This is a genomic window from Actinoplanes sp. 13 (assembly GCF_056134165.1).
Map to the genome: position 1 here is coordinate 117,538 of NZ_JBVYOQ010000006.1, position 16,555 is coordinate 134,092.

The following is a 16,555-nucleotide window of genomic DNA, read 5'->3' on the forward strand; positions in this document are numbered from 1 at the left end:
GGGTCCGGCCGTATGGCTGACGCTACGTTACCAGTGGACGAGGCGTTGACCATGGTGACGTGCCTGACCCCGAATCGGCCCTCGTTTCGCACGGGTGTGACGGCTCATCGGTAACCAACACTTGACCGGCGGTCGCAAACTCCGTACCGTCACGCAGCGTAGCGATCCGTGGGGAAAGAACCCCCGCGGGCCAGCACAGTACCGGGAGTGTCCGTATGCCGTCTGAGTACGCGAAGTCGCTGGGCGCTCGCCTGCGCTCCATCCGCCAGCAGCAGGGCCTGTCCCTGCAGGGTGTGGAAGAGAAGTCCAACGGCCGCTGGAAGGCGGTCGTGGTCGGCTCCTACGAGCGGGGTGACCGCGCCGTCACCGTGTCGCGTCTGGCCGAGTTGGCCGACTTCTACCGTGTGCCCGTCTCCGAGCTGCTGCCCGACGGCAGCGGGATCCGCCTGGAGGCGACCAACAAGATCGTGCTGGACCTGGAGAAGCTGTACGACACCACCGGCGAGGACCTCGCCTACGTGGCGCGGTACGCCCGGGCCATCCAGCAGCAGCGCGGCGACTACAACGGCCGCGTCCTCTCCATCCGCGCCGACGACCTGCGCGCGCTCGCCATCGTCTACGACATCTCGCCGTCCGGCCTCATCGAGCGCCTGACCGAGCAGGGTGTGCTCGTCGCCGACCCGCGCGCGTTCTTCGCCAGCTGAACACCCGTTTTCCCGCACCGCCGTAACGCCCCCCGTAAGCCCGCGTCGCCCCCCTCGACGCGGGCTTTCGCATGTCCCTGATCCGCGCACCCCGCGTCCCCACAGCCCGCGTGTTGATTTGCGGCTCGCTCCGCACCCCAAGTCCCCACAGCCCCCGTGTCGATTTGCGGCTCGCTCCGCACCCCAAGTCACCACAGATAGGACCGGTGGCTGCCTGCGTGAACCATCGGGGTGCCGGGGCCGTAGAACTTCACAAGATCGAAGGGGGCCGGCGATGCGGGTGACGGGTGCAACGGCGTGTAACCGTCGAGGACGCACCGGGCCGCCACGCCATTCGATGCCATCTATCGGCTGCCCCCACCCATCGGGTCGGGAGAGCGTTTGCTGAGGTGAGGGCCGTCGCTCTCCGTCGTCACGGAAGCGTGTCGTCCCGGAAGCGGGTGCCCGTCCGATGTGCGTACCGGACAAAGCGAAACGGTCCGGACCACAAGCGGTCCGGACCGTTGCGACACGGCTCAGCGATCGCCTCGGATCGCCGGCATCGGCTCAGCGAGCCGCCCGGGTCGCGAAAGCCGCGATCCGGTCCAGCAGGCCGTTCAGGAAGCGCGGGCTGTCATCGGTGGACATCTCCCGGGCCAGCTCCACCGCCTCGGTGATCGCCACCGGGTCGTCGACGTCCGGCTCGTAGAGCAGCTCGTAGACCGCGATGCGCGCCAGGTTGCGGTCCACGGCCGGCATCCGGTCGATGGTCCAGCCCTCGGCGTAGCTGGCGATCAGCTCGTCGACGCGGTCCAGGTGCTTGGCGACGCCCTCGATCAGGGTGACGGCGTAACCGAGGTGCTCGGGGTGCGGCTTGGCGATCCGGTCCAGGTAGGTGACCAGCACCTGGCTCGGCGGCACGTCGCGCAGGTCGGCCTCGAAGAGGACGTCCAGCGCTCGTTTGCGGGCCTTGCGACGCGCGAGCCGTTCCTTCTTGGGACCTTCGGCCATCAGCTGCGGCCGAGGTAGCGGCCGTCGCGGGTGTCGACCTTGATCTTCTCACCGGTGGTGATGAAGAGCGGGACCTGGACGGTGGCGCCGGTCTCGATCGTGGCGGGCTTGGTGCCGCCGGTGGAACGGTCGCCCTGCAGGCCCGGCTCGGTGTAGGTGACCTCGACGAACACGCTGGTCGGCAGCTCGATGTAGAGCGGCACACCCTCGTGCGTGGCGACGGTGGCCTCGGCCTCGGCGAGCAGGTAGTTCGCGTTCTCGCCGACGGTGCCGCTGTTCACCGGGATCTGGTCGTAGGTGTCCAGGTCCATGAAGATGAAGTCTTCGCCGTCCTTGTACAGGTACTGCATGGTGCGCTTGTCGACGGTTGCGGTGTCGACCTTGGTGCCCGCGTTGAAGGTCTTGTCCACGACCTTGCCGGACAGGACGTGCTTCAGCGTGGTGCGCACGAAGGCCGGCCCCTTGCCAGGCTTGACGTGCTGGAACTCAACGACGGTCCACAGCTCTCCGTCGAGGTTGAGAACCAGGCCGTTCTTCAGGTCGTTGGTGGAAGCCATGTTTCTCTAAAGCTCCGTCTGCCTTGATCTTGACGCGTATCGGTGACCGAACGAGTTTAGCGGCGTCAGCCCGTTTCCAGCGAATCGGGGCTTACCGCGCGATGTGTTCCAGAGCCAGTCGGTAACCATCGAAACCGAGTCCCGCGATGACACCGCTCGCCACGGCGGAAATCACCGAATGGTGGCGAAACTCCTCTCGGGTGTGCACGTTCGAGATGTGCACCTCGATCAGCTTGCCGCGCAGCATCGCACACGCGTCCCGGACCGCGTAGTTGTAATGCGTCCAGGCGCCCGGGTTGAGCACCACGTCGGCGCCCTCGTCCGCGGCCTGGTAGAGCCACTCCAGCATCTGGTGCTCGGCGTTGGTCTGCCGGACCTCGACGGTGACGTCCAGCTCCCCGGCGGTCTTGCGGCACAACTCGACCAGGTCCTGATAGCTGGCCGAGCCGTAGACGCCGGGCTCCCGCAGACCGAGCCGGCCCAGGTTGGGCCCGTTCAACACATAGATCATCGGGCCACCGCCGCGTACGCCCGGTGCAGCAGCTCGTCGTCGGGGCCGGCCAGGATGCCCGGCTTCGCCAGGCCGTCCAGGACGACGAAGCGCAGGGTGGCGGCCCGCGTCTTCTTGTCCACGCGCATGCCGGCGAGCAGATCGGGCCAGGCCTCCCCGGGGTACGACGTGGGCAGCCCCAGCGACTCGAGGATCGCCCGGTGCCGGTCCGCGGTGGCGTCGTCCAGCCGCCCGGAGAGCCGCCCCAGCTCAGCCGCGAAGATCATGCCGACCGAGACCGCGTGGCCGTGCTTCCACGAGTATTTCTCGCGCCGCTCGATCGCGTGCCCCAGCGTGTGCCCGTAGTTCAGGATCTCCCGCAACCCGGACTCCTTCAGGTCCACGCTCACCACGTGACCCTTCAGGTTGACCTTGCGCTCCACCAGGTTCCGGAGGACGTCCCCGCGCGGGTCCATCGCCGCCGCCGGATCGGCCTCGATCAGGTCCAGGATCGTCGGGTCACCGATGAAGCCGCCTTTCACCACCTCGGCCAGCCCCGCCGCGACGTCCTCGGCCGGCAGCGTGTCCAAAGCGTCCAGATCACAGATCACCCCGGCCGGCGGATGGAAGGCGCCGACCAGATTCTTGCCCGCGGCTATGTTCACCGCGGTCTTGCCGCCGACCGCCGCGTCGACCATGCCGGCCACCGACGTGGACACCGGCACCCAGCGCACCCCGCGCAGCCAGGCCGCGGCGACGTAGCCCGCCAGGTCGGTGGTCGCTCCACCGCCGACCCCGACAACCACGTCGGTACGCGTGAAGCCCGCCGCCCCGAGCTCGTCCCAACAGCGGGCCGCGACCTCGATCGTCTTCCCGCGCTCAGCGTCGGGAACCTCGATCGGCACGACCGTCGCCGCGCCGAGGTCCTTCGTCATCGCCTCGGCCCGGTCCTTCAGCGGCGCCGGAAAGATGACGGCGACCCGGGCGGCGCCGGCGGTCAGAGCCGGCAGCTCGCAGGCCAGCCCGCGGCCGACTATGACGTCGTAGGGGTCGTCGATCCCGATCGGGATCCGGGTCGGCGGAATGCTGTTCACCACGGCCGCCACCCTATCGGCGTGCGGTTGGCGATGGGGGGTGTGGGCTGGAGCGTTCCACCTCGCGGACGGTTGTTGGCGCCTGGCTCCGCCGCAGGCGGCGGTTCACCTGCGGCGGGCTTTGTCTGCGGCGGGCTTTGCCTCCGCACACGGAGGGCGGCGTCTCGATGTCGTCCCGTCCCTCCACGGGCACGACTTCCGCGTACGCCGTCGTGGTGGGCATAGGTGATCCAAGGCCGCGCCGGACGAGTTCGGCGGCGGCAGGCGCGAAGAAGGCAACTATTGCCATAGCGCCACATTGAAGTCCTGACGCCGGTCCCAGCTGCCCACACCGACGGCCTGGATCCCGGAATATTGGCGCGGGCGGTGAGCCCGGGCACCCCCATCATGTACCTATGAGCGGCGTGGAAACGGCTCTTCTCAATGTCGGCCGGGCGATCGTGACGCCCCTGTTCACCCGTTGGCTGGGCGGGCGGCGCCTGTCCCGCGAACGCACCCTGCCGTTGAGCTCGTTGCTGCGGCAGAAGGCCACCGACGAGTTCAGTCGCCGCCGCGGCGAGCGTGAGATCGAGGCGGTCGTCGACGAGGTAGGCGAACGGATGCGGCCGCTGATCAGGACGCGGTTCGCCGCGCTGCCTCCGGAGGAGGTCGAGTCCTGTCTGGAGGCGGTCGCCGACACGTTCAACCGCGCCGACCTGACGGACGACGCCCTTTTCACTGTCGACCTGGACCCGGTCGTCCTGAAGACGCACCTGGGTCGCTCGGCGCCGCCGGCCGGCCTGTCCGAACTGGGCGAGCGTCTGTACGACGTGGCTCTCGAGGACTGCGCCCGCTGTTTCTGCCAGTTCGTGGTCCAGACGGCGCCGTTCACCGGCCGCGCCCAGGTGGAGATTCTGTCGCGCCTGTCGGAGATCACCGACGTCATGTCGTCCGTCATGGAACGGTTGGTCGTGACCTCGCCGGAGCCCGCCGGCGACTTCCTGCCGCGGTACCGGGACTTTTTGGCCCGAAAGCTCAGCGCCCTCGAACTCGTCGGTCTGGACACGCAGTTCCGGCCGCGGACCGCGGTCAGCGTCGCCTACATCAGCCTGGCGGTCAGCGGTGACGGTCCGGTGACCCGGGCCCGTCCGCCGCAGTGGGATCCCGGCCTGCTCCGGCACGCCCGGCCGGACGACAGTTCGGAACGCGTCGAACAGGCGCTGGCCAGGCGTACCCGGACGCTGATCCGGGGCGAGGCCGGCGCCGGGAAGTCCACGCTGCTGCGGTGGCTGGCGGTGACCGCGGCCGCAGAGCGTTTCACCGGTGCGCTCGCCGACTGGAACGGCCGGATCCCCTTCCTGATCAAACTGCGCAGCTGGCCGGACGAGCTGCCCGCCCCGGAGCAGTTCCTGATCGGCTCGGCGGACCCGATCGCCGGGACCATGCCGCCGGGATGGGTGCACGAACAACTGCGCGGCGACCGGGCGTTGCTCCTGGTGGACGGCGTCGACGAGTTGGCGATGGAACGCCGCCCCCAGGTGCGGGCCTGGCTGCGGGATCTGCTGCTGGCGTACCCCGGCATGCTGGTCGTGGTGACCTCCCGGCCACCGGCCGCGCCGGTCCGCTGGCTCGACGCCGAAGGCTTCGACTCGCTCACCCTGGAGCGGCTGTCACCCTCCGACGTGCGCGCGCTGATCAGTCAATGGCACCGGGCCGCCCGCACGTCACCCTCCCTGCCGTGCCCGGCCTCCGATCTGGTCCGGTACGAACAGAGTCTGCTCACGCAGCTGGCGGCGAACCGGCATCTGTACCGCCTCGCGGGCAATCCGCTGATGGCCGCGATGCTCTGCGCGCTCAACCTGGAGCGTCAGACGCACCTGCCGCCGGACCGGATGGGCATCTATCAGGCGGCGGTGGACATGATGCTGCACCGGCGCGACACCGAGCGGGGCGTGCACTCCACGTTGCCGGCGATGACCGTCCGGGAACGCCTCCAGCTCCTACAGGACCTGGCCTGGCGGATCTGTTTGAACAACCGCTCCGAGCTGTCCCGCGACGAGGCCGAGGAGTACCTGTCCCGGCGCCTCGCCGGGATGCCCCGGAGCACCGCGCCGGCGCCCATGGTGCTCACACATCTGCTCGAGCGGAGTGGCCTGCTGAGGTCTCCGGCGGTCGGCCGGATCGACTTCGTGCACCGCACCTTCCAGGAGTACCTGGCCGCCCGCGAGGCCGCCGAGCAGGACATGGGCGGTCTGCTCACCACGCATGCCCACCTCGATGCCTGGCGCGAGATCATCGTGATAGCGGCCGGCCACGGCAACAGTCCGATGCGCACCGAGTTGATGCGGGGCGTCCTTCAGCGTGCCGAGCGGGAGCCCCGGCATCGCCGGGCCCTCCTTCTGCTCACCGGCGCCTGCCTGGAGACCATGCCGTCGCTGGAGCCGCCCGAACTCCTCGTCGAGGTGGACACGCTGCTGTCCGGGCTGCTGCCGCCCCGCAGCCGCAAGGAGACCCAGTCGCTGTACCCGGTGGGCGAGCCCATCCTGCGCCGGCTCCCGACCAGCCCGGAGGGGCTGACGGAGGCGCAGGCCGCCGCGGTGGTGCGGACGGCCGCGCTGGTGAACGGGCCTGCGGCGCTTCGTCTGCTCGGTGGGTTCACGCACGATCCGCGACCGGAGGTGCAACAGGAGTTGATCGAGGCATGGTCGTTCTTCGACCAGGACGCCTACGCGCAGGAGGTGCTGGCTGACGCGCCTCTGCCGGACGGGGAGATCTGGATCCGCACGCCGTCGCTGCTCGGATCGGTGCGGCACCTGAAGCATGTGAAACGGGTGGTGGCCGATTTCGACACCGATGTCGACCTCGACGCGCTGCCGGGGTCGCCCCTGCTGCGGGCTCTTTATCTGAAGCGGGGATGGCACGGCTCCACGGAGGTTTTGCGGCGGTTCCCGGGGCTCGAGGGTTTTCAGATCGTCCTCGACGACGGCCGGACGACCCCCGCGGATCTTGCGCCGCTGCGGGACCTGCCGAGCCTCCGCTGGTTGTTCCTCGACGGGGATGTCGGTGTGGACGACGCGATGTTGGCGGCCGTGTCGGCATTCACCCAGTTGGACATGTGCCGGTTCGTGCGCGGATCCGCCGGCGACCTGGGTCCCCTGGCGAACCTGACGAAGTTGAGTTCGCTCTATCTCAACGGCGGCCAGATCGCCTCGTTCGAACCTCTGGCGCGACTTCCCATGACAGATCTCGGGCTGCGCGGTATCTCTTGCGACCCTGGTCCGCGGTCGCGTCCTTTCGATCGCATCGTGCCCGGGCTCCAGCGCCTACGGCTCTATCGCAGCTCGTGGCCATCCGATCTGACCTTCATCCGCCACCTCGACCAGCTCGGCGAGATGGTTATAGATCATGAAGTGGTGCCGCGGCTGAGGGGCATCCGGCTGCCCGGCACCCTGCGGAAGATGATCATCCTCAGCGATCCTCCGCTCCCTGACGACCCCATCGACCTGTCGACGCTCACGGAGTTCCCTCAGCTGAGCGAAGTGCTCATCTTCGGGCACCGGCATCCGGTCGACTTCGCGGGGCTGCGGCGGTGGACCGGAGGGCCGTTGACCGTGCAGCTCGAGAAATGGCAGAAAACGGCAGGTCGTGATCAGTTGCCGGCTGAGGTCCGCATCCGCCGCGGGCGGATGCTGTAGGCGGCTTCCCGGCTCACCGGAGCAGGTCCACGATCTCCTCGGCGATCTGGTCCGGCTCGCGGCCGTCGGTCGCCACCGTGTGGGTGGCCACCTCCAGATAGAGCGGCTTCCGCTGCTCCATCAGATACTTCAGCGTCGCCCGCGGGTTGAGCGCCAGCAACGGCCGCCCCGCGCCCATCCCCACCCGCTTGATGGCGTCCGACAGCTCGACCGTCAGAAACACCACCGTCTGCGGATCCAGCAGCTTCCGCGTCCCCTCGTCGAGGATCGCGCCGCCGCCCAGCGCCAGCACCCCGTCGAAGGACGACAGGGCGGAGGCCACGACCGCACGTTCCAGCTCGCGGAACGCCGCCTCCCCGTCGTCCACGAAGATCTCCGGGATCGGCTTTCCGGCCTGCTCCTCGATGAGGGCGTCGGTGTCCGCGAACGGCACACCGAGCCGGGCCGACAGAAGCCTGCCGACCGTGGTCTTACCGGCGCCCATCACGCCGACCAGGACCAGGGCGGGAGCCATCAGCGGATCACCAGGGTGTCGAGGTACGACCGGAGGTTGCGCCGGATCTCGGCGACCGAGTCGCCGCCGAACTTCTCCGTCGCGGCCTCGGCCAGCACGAGCGCGACCATCGCCTCCGCGACCACCGCCCCGGCGGGCACGGCGCAGACGTCCGAGCGCTGGTTGATGGCGGTGGTCGCCTCGCCGGTGACGATGTCGACGGTCTGCAGCGCCCGGTTGAGCGACGAGATCGGCTTCAGGGCGGCGCGGACGCGCAGCGGCTCGCCGTTGGTGATGCCGCCTTCGAGGCCGCCGGCCCGGTCGGTGACGCGGCGGACGCCGTCCGGCGTGGGGATGATCTCGTCGTGGGCGACCGAGCCGCGGGAGCGGGCCTGGGTGAAACCGTCGCCGATCTCGACGCCCTTGACCGACTGGATCGACATGAGGGCGGTGGCGAGGCGGGCGTCCAGTTTGCGGTCCCACTGCACGTGCGAGCCGAGGCCGGGCGGCACGTTGTAGGCGAGCACCTCGACGATGCCGCCGAGCGTGTCGGCGTCCTGTTTCGCGGCGTCGACCTCGGCGACCATCCGGGCGCTGGCCTCCGGGTCGAGGCAGCGCAGCGGGTCGGCGTCGATGCGCTCGAAGTCGTCGGGGGTGGGGATCAGGCCGGGTTTCGCGGCGACCGAGCCCAGCTCGATCACGTGCGAGACGATGTCGATGCCGAGCGCCTGCTTGATCATCGCCTTGGCGACCACGCCGACGGCGACGCGGGCCGCGGTCTCCCGGGCGCTGGCGCGTTCCAGGATCGGGCGGGCGTCGGTGTGCCCGTACTTCTGCATGCCGGCCAGGTCGGCGTGGCCGGGCCGGGGCCGGGTGAGCGGGGCGTTGCGCGCCTGCGCGGCCAGCTCGTCGGGGTCGACCGGGTCGGCCGCCATCACCGTGCGCCACTTGGGCCACTCGGTGTTGCCGACCCGGATCGCCACCGGGCTGCCCAGCGTGACGCCGTGCCGCAGGCCGCCGATCACCTCGATCTCGTCCTGCTCGAACTTCATCCGGGCGCCGCGCCCGTAACCGAGGCGGCGGCGCACGAGGTCGCGCATGATGTCGCTGCTCGTCACCTCCACCCCGGCGGGAACACCCTCCAGCATGGCGACGAGAGCCGGTCCGTGCGATTCACCTGCGGTAAGCCAGCGCAACACGGCGAACAGTCTGTCACGGCAGGCTCGCTGCCCGAAATGCGGGCAGCTCCGTCCCGCGAGTCGGGACCGGGAGCCCGGCGGCGAAAAGATCCAACTGGAAGTAAATTCGCGGGCGTGGCCGTGCGAACACCGGAGAAGACGAGCCGGGCCCTGCTGATCGTCATTCTCGGGCTGATCAGCACGATCGGGCCGCTGTCGCTCGACATGTATCTGCCGGCTCTGCCCGATCTCGCCCGCGACCTGGACGTCTCCCCGTCCGAGGTGCAGCTGTCGCTCACCTCGTGCCTGATCGGGATGGCGATCGGTCAGCTGGTCTTCGGCCCGCTCAGCGACCGGTGGGGACGCAGGCGACCGGTGGTGGCCGGGCTCTGCGCGTACGCCCTCCTGTCGTTCCTGATCGCCCTGGCCCCCTCGGCGCCGGTGCTGACCGGCCTGCGTCTCCTGCAGGGTCTCGCCGGCGGAGCCGGCGTCGTCGTCGCCCGCGCGGTGGTCCGCGACGTGGCGTCCGGTGCCGCGGCGGCGAAGCTGTTCTCCAGCCTGACCCTGGTCTTCGGCCTGGCACCGATCGCCGCGCCGAGCCTGGGCAGCCTGGTGCTGCGGCTGACGTCGTGGCACGGCGTCTTCGTCGCGCTGGGGATCATCGCGGTGCTGCTCACCCTGCTGGTCGCGGCCGGCCTGCCCGAGACGCTGCCGGCGGAACGGCGCAGCCGAGGCGGACTGGGCACGGTCACCCGCACGGCCCGCACGATCTTCAAGGACAAGATCTTCCTTGGGTACGCCCTGGCGCAGTCCTTCACCTTCGCGGCGCTGTTCGCGTACATCTCCGGGTCGTCGTTCGCCATGCAGGACGGGTACGGGCTGTCCCCCACCACCTACAGCCTGCTGTTCGGCGCGAACGCAATCGGGCTGATCATCCTGAGCCAGGTCAACGGCCGGCTGCTCAACCGGTGGAGCCTGCGGCAGTTGATGTTCCTGGGCCTGGGCGTGCAGCTGGTGGCCGGCGTGCTGGCTTTGCTCGGCGCCACGACCGGCCGCCTGCCGGTCCTCGCCACGGGGCTGTTCCTGCTGGTCGGCGCGATCGCGATCGTCCAGCCGAACACGACGGCGCTGGCCCTGGACCGCTATCCGGAGAACGCCGGCGCGGCGGCCGCCCTGCTCGGCGGCGTGCAGTCGGTGGTCGCCTCGGCGGCGGCGCCGCTGGCCGGAATCGGTGATCCGGGCCAGGGCGTGCCGATGAGCGTGGTGATCCTGGGTTTCGCGGTGGCCGCGCTGCTGTCGACGGTGGCGCTGACCGTCACCGGTTCCGGACGGCGTCGTCGAGAGCGCTCCGCATAGCCTCCTCGGGCGCCTCGCCGACGCCGGTGAACTGCTCGAACTGGCTCAGCGCCTGGGCCAGCAGCAGGTCCAGACCGGAGAGGACCGGCACGCCGGCGGCGGCGGCCGAGGCGGCGAGCGGGGTCGGCCACGGGTCGTAGAGCGCGTCGAAGTACACACTGCCGGCCTGCCAGGTCACCCGTTCCGCCAGCTCGTCGGCGGCGCCCTTCGGCACCGTCGAGATGATCGCGTCGGCCTGGAAGGCGCCCGGTGCGTCGGCCCAGCCGGCGCCCGCCAGCTCGAGGCCGAGGGCCACCGCGACCGGCTCCAGCTCCGCGCGGACCTCCGGGCGGCGGGTCACCACGGTGACCGACCGGGCGCCGAGCTCCGCGGCGGCGGCGAGGGCGGCCCGGGCGGTGCCACCGCCACCGAGCACGGTGATCCGTGGAGGCGCCTCCTTGACCGCGTGCCGGCCGCGACTCACGCCGAGCCCGGCCTCCCGCAGCACCCGGACCATGCCGGCGACGTCGGTGTTGTCCGCCTGCCAGCTGTTGTCCGGGCGGCGGACCAAGGTGTTCGCCACCCCGGCGGCGAGAGCGACGGGCGTGGCCGTGTCGGCGAGCCGCAGCGCGGTCTCCTTGAGCGGCATGGTCAGCGACAGGCCGGCCCATTCCGGGCCCAGACCGGCCACCAGGTCGGGCAGCTCGGACTCGGCGCACTCGATCGCCTCGTAGATCCAGCCGGTCAGGCCGGCGGCGGCGAACCCGGCATTGTGGATCACCGGGGAGAGCGAGTGCGCGATCGGCTTGCCGCAAACGGCGGCCTTCCGGCCGCCGGACGGGGTCTCGTCTTGGCTCTGCACGCGCTCACTCTACGGCGCGGGCGCGCGCTGCCCGCCGAGCCCTGAGCGTGTCTCAGCAGAGCGGGATGCCGTTGCGGCACGCCTCCTGGATGTTCCGGTCGTGCTCCGCGTTGGTGACCGCGAACTTGGACTTCTTGGTCTTCGGGTCGACCGCCACGAAGAACAGCCACGGACCGCTCGGCGGGTTGAGCGCACCGCTCAGCGCGGCCCGTCCCGGGCTGTTGATCGGGCCCACCGGGAGGCCCTTCACGATCTCCGTGTTGTACGGGTTCTTCGGGTCCTCCATCTCCTGGACCTTCAGTTCCCCCGAGTGCTTGGGGTCCTTGCCGTTGAGCTCCAGCCAGTAGTTCGTGGTCACGTCGAACTGCAGCGGGATCTTCTCGATGTAGGCCCGGTTGTAGGCGACCCGGGAGATCTTGGCGAGGTCCTGCGGGATACCGGCCTCGGCCTGTGACAGCGACGCCACGATCAAGGCCTCGTACGGCGAGACGTCGAGCTTGCTCTGCACACCGTCGGCGAACTCCAGCTCACCGGTGACGGTGAGGAAGTGATCGACCATGATCTTGAGGATCTGCTCGGCCGTCGCCTTGGGGTCGAACTCGTACGTGTCCGGGTAGAGGAAGCCCTCGACGGTCTTGGAGACCTTCTTGCCGTCGGTGCGGTTGAACCACCAGTCCGGCACGCCGAGCGCCTCCGGGTCCTTGGCGGCGGTCTCGAACTGCTTGACCGGGATGCCGGTGGCCTTGGCGAGCAGGTCGAACGTCTGCTTCGCGGACTTGCCCTCGGGGATGGTGACGCCACGGCTGAGCCGGGACTTCGGGTCCAGCATCAGGGCGACCGCGTCGGTGGCCTTCATCTGCTTGAGCAGGGTGTAGGACCCGGCCTGGATGTTCTTGCTCTTCGGCTCGTCCTCGGCCGCGTTGGTGAACGCCTTCGTGCTCTTCACCACGCCGGCCCGGACCAGCTCGTTGCCGATCTCGGTGAGCGAGGAGTCCTTCTCGACGGTGATCTGCACCTCGCCGGAGCCGGGGCCGTCGAAGTCGGCCGCGACGAAGAGGTCCTTGACCTTCGTGTAGCCGAAGTAGACGCCGCCGCCCAGGACAGCCAGCAGCACGAAGGTCATGATGAACGCGACCGCGGAGCGGCCACCGCTCTTCTTCGCCCGATGTCTGCGGACCTCGCCCCGCTCGGCGCTCTCGTCGAACGCCACATCCAGCTCGTCGATCATGTCCTCTGCCTCCGCTGCCCGTCCAGCCGGCTCCGCAGGATTTGCGATCCCGGCCGCTGCTTCGATGGCGGCCCGCCTGCGGGCAGTGACCGCGTGACCCGGCACTGACGGGCACCATACCCACATCGATGCCCTGTCGCCCACCCCGGCGACCTTGCGCTCATTCGATGGTCACCCTCCGTCGTTCCGGGTGACCAGTCCCGCTTCCGGCGGACCTTTGTCCAACGCGCGGGGGCCACCGGCGAAACGCACGTCGGGCACAGCCAGTAGTTGACCGTACTGTCCAACTGCGGACAGCACGCCGGTTCCCGGTTGTCGATCAAGTCAGCCCCTGCCTCCGCTGCGCGGTCAGCCAGCCCTGCAAGATCTCCACGGCGGCCGCCTGGTCGACGACCGCACGCTGGCGTTTCCCGCGGACACCGCGCTCGGACAGGCGCCGGGTGGCGACGACGGTGGACATCCGCTCGTCGGTGAGCAGCACCGGCAGCGGCGCGACCAGCTGGGCCAGCCGCCGCACGTAGGCGCGGATGTGGCCGGCCGCCACACCCTCGCGCCCGCTGAGGTCCACCGGGAGCCCGACCACGAGCGCGACCGCCTCGTACTCCGCCGCGAGCCGTGCCAGCTCCGCCATGTCTGCCGGGGTGCCGTCCGGACCGGTCTGGAGATCGCGGGGCACGGTCGCCACCGGGCTCGCCAGAATGCCGTCGGGGTCGCACCTGGCCACCCCGACCCGGACCTGGCCCACGTCCACACCGAGGCGCACGCCCCGGGTGAAGGCCTGCGTCACGCCACCACCCTGCCTTGATCAAGTCTCGACGCGAAGAGTAGTCGTCGATCACCAGGAACAGCCGACGCCGAGTTTGCGCCCAGCAGCATAGCGGGCCTCTGTCCCGATGTGCCGTCCGGACGACAACAAGCGGGCCCGTCACCGAACGTGACGGGCCCGCTGCTGATCATCGGAGGTGACGGGCTCACTGCGCCGCGTCGGCGACCGCCTTCTCGACGGCCGCGAGCAGGCGCGGCGCCTCCGCGGCGGGCAGGCCGCCGCCCTGCGCCAGGTCGGCGTTGCCGCCGCCCCGGCCGGACAGGGCGCCCTTGACCAGATCGGCCGCGGACAGTCCCCGGCTCTTCGCGGCGCCGTTGACCGCCACGATCAGCGACGCCTTGCCGCCGGACCGGGCCGCCACCGCGACCACCGCCGGGCGGGCCGCGTCGATCTTGCCGCGGATCTCCTGCGCGAGCGTGCGCACGTCGTTGCCGGCCGCGCCCTCGGGCGCCTCGGTCCCCACGTACGCCACGCCGCGCACGTCACGAGCCGCGTCGGCGAGCGAGCCGGCGCCGCCCAGCACCATCTGGGCCCGCAGCTTCTCCAGCTCCTTCTCCGCGTCGCGCAGAGCCGTGACCGTCTGCTCGACCCGGTCGGCGACCTGGTCGCCGGGCACCCGGAACAGCTCCGCCAGCCGGGAGACCAGCAGGTGCTCCTTGGCCAGGAAGCCGAACGCGTCGATGCCGACCAGCGCCTCGACCCGGCGCACCCCGGAGCCGATCGACGCCTCGGTGAGAATCTTCACGAGGCCGAGCTGGCCGGACCGGGCCACGTGCGTGCCACCGCACAGCTCACGCGCGTAGTCGCCGACTTCAACCACACGGACCTCGTCGCCGTACTTCTCACCGAACAGCGCCATCGCGCCGAGCCGGCGCGCCTCGTCCTGGGAGGTGATGAACGCGTGCACCTCGAGGTCGCGCAGCAGCACCTCGTTGATCTGCTGCTCCACGTCGAACAGCACCGACGGGTTGACCGCGCCCGGGGTGTGGAAGTCGAAGCGCAGCCGGCCCGGCGCGTTCAGCGAGCCCGCCTGGGTCGCCGACTCGCCGAGGAAGTTGCGCATGGTCTGGTGCACCAGGTGGGTCGCGGTGTGCGAGCGCGAGATCGCCTTGCGCCGGTCGATGTCGATCTCCGCGAGGCCACTCTCGCCGGTTCGCACCTCACCGCTGACCACCCGCGCCTTGTGCACGATCAGGCCCGGGATCGGCTGCTGCACGTCGACGACCTCGAGGCGGCCGCTGCCGACGCTGATCAGGCCGGTGTCCGGCTGCTGGCCACCGCCCTCGGCGTAGAACGGGGTGGTGTCCAGGACCAGCTCGACGAAGTCGCCCTCGCCGGCCACCTCGACCGCCCCGCCGGCGCCGATCAGCGCCCGGACCCGGGACTCGCGCGAGACCTCCTGATAGCCGGTGAACTCGACCGGGCCGCCCGCGTCCAGCGCCGACCGGTACGCCGAGAGGTCCGCGTGGCCGGTCTTGCGCGCCGCCGCGTCCGCCTTCGCCGCCGCCTTCTGCTCCGCCATCAGCCGGCGGAACCCGTCCTGGTCGACCTGCAGCCCCTGCTCCTGCGCGATCTCCAGGGTCAGGTCGATCGGGAAGCCGTACGTGTCGTGCAGCTTGAACGCCTGGGAGCCGGACAGCTGCTTGCCACCGGACTTCTTCGTGTCGGTGATCGCGGTGTCCAGGATCGTCGTGCCCGCCCGCAGCGTGGACAGGAACGCGTCCTCCTCCGCGTACGCGTACGTGGAGATCCGGCCGAACTCCTCGGCCAGCTCCGGGTACGACGGGGACATGCAGTCCCGCGCGATCGGCAGCAGGATCGGCAGCGCCGGCTCCTGCCAGCCGAGCAGGCGGATGGCCCGGATCGCCCGGCGCATGATCCGGCGCAGCACGTAACCGCGGCCCTCGTTGGAGGGCACCACACCGTCACCGATCAGCATCAGCGCGGTGCGGACGTGGTCGGCGATGACGCGCAGGCGCACGTCGTCGGGGTGGCTCTGGTTCGCCGCGTGACCGGACTGCCGGCCGTAGTCCTTGCCGGTCATCTCCGCGGCCCTGGCCAGGATCGGCCGGACCTCGTCGATCTCGTACAGGTTGTCGACGCCCTGCAGGATCGACGCGATGCGCTCCAGGCCCATGCCGGTGTCGATGTTCTGCTTCGGCAGGTCACCGACGATCGTGAAGTCTTCTTTCGACTTCACATCGGTGATCTCGTACTGCATGAAGACCAGGTTCCAGAACTCCAGGAACCGGTCCTCGTCGACCTCCGGGCCGCCGTCGGGGCCGTAGGACGGACCCCGGTCGTAGTAGAGCTCCGAACACGGGCCGGCCGGGCCCGGGATGCCCATCGACCAGAAGTTGTCCTTCTTGCCGCGGCGCACGATCCGCTCCGCCGGCATCCCGGTCTGCTTCCAGATCTCGATCGCTTCCTCGTCGTCGAGGTAGACGGTCGCCCAGATCCGCTCCGGGTCCAGCCCGAAGCCGCCCTGCTCGACCGGCTTCGTCGACAGCTCCCACGCCAGCGGGATCGCGCCCGCCTTGAAGTAGTCGCCGAACGAGAAGTTGCCGTTCATCTGGAAGAACGTGCCGTGCCGGCTGGTCTTGCCGACCTCGTCGATGTCCGGCGTCCGGATGCACTTCTGCACGCTCACCGCACGCGGGAACGACGGCGTGCGCTGCCCCAGGAAGTACGGCACGAACTGCACCATGCCGGCGTTGATGAACAGCAGGTTCGGGTCGTCGATGGCCGGCAGCGGGGCACTCGGGACCACCGTGTGCCCGTTCGCCTCGAAATGCGCCAGATAGCGCCGCTTGATCTCCGCGGTCTTCATCGAGTTCCCTCCTGCGAGCCGGGCCCCGCGTCCTCGCGGTACTCGGCGAACTTGTCCTCGTACAGCTCCCCGGCGGCGAACGCCTCGTGGATCTGCTGCTCCCGCTCGGCCATGCCGTCGCGGACGTCATCCACGAAGCTACGCAGGGATTCGACGAGGCCGCCAGCGGATTCCGACAGCGAGGTCGCGATGCCGCTGGGCGTGAACTCGTTGGCCTTCTGGTTGAGCTTGCGGACGACGAGGGCGCCGACGGCCAGGCCGACACCGAGCCAGAGCAGGCGTTTCATGACGGGT

Annotated in this window: 14 protein-coding genes; 3 read left to right on the plus strand and 11 right to left on the minus strand. The window is 70.0% G+C overall.

The window, feature by feature from the left end; all coding sequences use genetic code 11:
• The first annotated feature begins 215 nt into the window (after positions 1-215).
• Positions 216-704, plus strand: coding sequence for a transcriptional regulator BldD (gene bldD / locus AC0NH5_RS15175; protein WP_014446326.1), 489 nt, complete (start codon positions 216-218; stop codon positions 702-704).
• Positions 705-1,250: 546 nt separating this feature from the next.
• Here the strand turns inward: bldD and nusB are convergent.
• The 4 genes from nusB to aroB all read right to left on the minus strand — a co-directional run bounded on the left by nusB (position 1,251) and on the right by aroB (position 3,838).
• Positions 1,251-1,694, minus strand: a complete 444-nt coding sequence (nusB, locus tag AC0NH5_RS15180; protein ID WP_474403993.1) for a transcription antitermination factor NusB — start codon at positions 1,692-1,694, stop codon at positions 1,251-1,253.
• Positions 1,694-2,251 carry an elongation factor P gene (efp, locus tag AC0NH5_RS15185; RefSeq protein WP_474403995.1) on the minus strand — a complete coding sequence of 186 codons (558 nt, stop codon included), beginning with the start codon at positions 2,249-2,251 and terminating at the stop codon, positions 1,694-1,696. The genes nusB and efp overlap by 1 nt, the downstream gene beginning before the upstream one ends.
• 91 nt (positions 2,252-2,342) lie before the next feature.
• Complete coding sequence (gene aroQ / locus AC0NH5_RS15190) at positions 2,343-2,762, minus strand: type II 3-dehydroquinate dehydratase (RefSeq protein ID WP_474403997.1); 420 nt, start codon at positions 2,760-2,762, stop codon at positions 2,343-2,345.
• On the minus strand, positions 2,759-3,838 hold the full coding sequence (gene aroB / locus AC0NH5_RS15195; RefSeq protein WP_474403999.1) for a 3-dehydroquinate synthase: 1,080 nt from the start codon (positions 3,836-3,838) through the stop codon (positions 2,759-2,761). Before aroB ends, aroQ begins: the two co-directional genes overlap by 4 nt.
• A 392-nt stretch (positions 3,839-4,230) precedes the next feature.
• On the opposite strand from aroB, the gene AC0NH5_RS15200 reads away from it, so the two are divergent.
• Positions 4,231-7,509, plus strand: a complete 3,279-nt coding sequence (locus tag AC0NH5_RS15200; protein ID WP_474404001.1) for an NACHT domain-containing protein — start codon at positions 4,231-4,233, stop codon at positions 7,507-7,509.
• Positions 7,510-7,522: 13 nt separating this feature from the next.
• Here AC0NH5_RS15200 and AC0NH5_RS15205 read toward each other — a convergent pair whose 3' ends face one another.
• The gene (locus AC0NH5_RS15205) at positions 7,523-8,023 is read right to left on the minus strand and encodes a shikimate kinase (RefSeq protein WP_474404003.1); all 501 of its coding nucleotides are present in this window, start codon (positions 8,021-8,023) and stop codon (positions 7,523-7,525) included.
• On the minus strand, positions 8,023-9,201 hold the full coding sequence (gene aroC, locus AC0NH5_RS15210; protein WP_474404005.1) for a chorismate synthase: 1,179 nt from the start codon (positions 9,199-9,201) through the stop codon (positions 8,023-8,025). Before aroC ends, AC0NH5_RS15205 begins: the two co-directional genes overlap by 1 nt.
• Before the next feature lie 114 nt (positions 9,202-9,315).
• Between aroC and AC0NH5_RS15215 the strand changes: the two genes are divergently transcribed.
• The gene (locus tag AC0NH5_RS15215) at positions 9,316-10,536 is read left to right on the plus strand and encodes a multidrug effflux MFS transporter (protein ID WP_474404007.1); all 1,221 of its coding nucleotides are present in this window, start codon (positions 9,316-9,318) and stop codon (positions 10,534-10,536) included.
• Here the strand turns inward: AC0NH5_RS15215 and AC0NH5_RS15220 are convergent.
• The 5 genes from AC0NH5_RS15220 to AC0NH5_RS15240 form a co-directional block, all read right to left on the minus strand.
• Positions 10,496-11,377, minus strand: a complete 882-nt coding sequence (locus AC0NH5_RS15220) for a shikimate dehydrogenase (protein WP_474404009.1) — start codon at positions 11,375-11,377, stop codon at positions 10,496-10,498. The genes AC0NH5_RS15215 and AC0NH5_RS15220 overlap by 41 nt on opposite strands.
• A gap of 52 nt (positions 11,378-11,429) precedes the next feature.
• Entirely contained in the window at positions 11,430-12,605 is a 1,176-nt protein-coding gene (mltG, locus tag AC0NH5_RS15225; RefSeq protein ID WP_474404011.1) for an endolytic transglycosylase MltG, read from the minus strand.
• Between the two features lie 319 nt (positions 12,606-12,924).
• Positions 12,925-13,392, minus strand: a complete 468-nt coding sequence (ruvX, locus tag AC0NH5_RS15230; protein WP_474404013.1) for a Holliday junction resolvase RuvX — start codon at positions 13,390-13,392, stop codon at positions 12,925-12,927.
• Positions 13,393-13,576: 184 nt separating this feature from the next.
• Complete coding sequence (gene alaS / locus AC0NH5_RS15235) at positions 13,577-16,261, minus strand: alanine--tRNA ligase (RefSeq protein ID WP_474404015.1); 2,685 nt, start codon at positions 16,259-16,261, stop codon at positions 13,577-13,579.
• A complete protein-coding gene (locus AC0NH5_RS15240; protein WP_474404017.1) occupies positions 16,258-16,548 on the minus strand; it encodes a hypothetical protein in 291 nt (96 codons plus the stop codon). The genes alaS and AC0NH5_RS15240 overlap by 4 nt, the downstream gene beginning before the upstream one ends.
• Between the last annotated feature and the right edge of the window lie 7 nt (positions 16,549-16,555).